Origin of the sequence: Aliivibrio sp. 1S175, assembly GCF_001690985.1 — a bacterium.
In the GTDB taxonomy this organism is placed as follows: Bacteria; Pseudomonadota; Gammaproteobacteria; order Enterobacterales; family Vibrionaceae; genus Aliivibrio.
Window position 1 is genome coordinate 913 of the sequence record NZ_MAJS01000029.1, and the last position, 736, is coordinate 1,648.

The following is a 736-nucleotide window of genomic DNA, read 5'->3' on the forward strand; positions in this document are numbered from 1 at the left end:
CTTTAGTTTCAGTGATTAAGGCGGTAAAATTCAGCTAGGTCTGTATGGTAGCAAACGTGTTATGCAGGCGTTATAAGCTTGTTTTAGTTCAAGGGGTTACAATTGATTGTCGGTTTGAACCAATAGATTTAGATGCCAATTTTACAGACTGTGTTCAGTTTCGTGAAGACTCTTATTTTTGTAGTTTTGGTACTTCTGAAGGCTACCTCGAAACAATTGGTCAAAATGGTGAGGTTTACTATTCCAAACTACTTTCTAGACTTGGCTCGCCTGAATGGGGGTATTTCCATTTATGGTCTGGTGATGAATTGATAGGACAACTGGAGTTTAAGTCTCATTCTGAAATTGTAGGTTTTGGGTACATCCACCTGATTTATTTAGTTCCAAATTATCGAGGTTTAGGTCTTTCTGAAACCATCCATAAATTTCTAATCGAGCAATTAAAATTTATGGGTTGTAAGGGTGCGGTATTATCAGTTAGCCGAGAAAATAAACGGGCAGTTAGCTTTTATCAAAAGAATGGTTGGCAGTATTGGAAACCTAATCACAATCATCAACTAACTGATTTCTTTAGCATTGAATTCTGCTTATAACAAAACCATCAACACGATTTATTACATTCGGCATTGTAAGTTTGTCTTTAGTTTCGGTGTTTAAGGCGTTAAAATTCAAGTAAGTCGTCATCGTAATAAACGTGTTATGGCGGCGTTGTGCGTACTGAGTCCGAAATTTTTTG

1 protein-coding gene is annotated in these 736 nt (G+C 36.8%); it reads left to right on the top strand.

Annotation, left to right across the window (positions count from 1 at the left end):
* Window positions 1–44: 44 nt before the first annotated feature.
* A complete protein-coding gene (locus tag A6E06_RS11300; protein WP_083190320.1) occupies window positions 45–593 on the top strand; it encodes a GNAT family N-acetyltransferase in 549 nt (182 codons plus the stop codon).
* The last annotated feature ends 143 nt before the right edge of the window (window positions 594–736 follow it).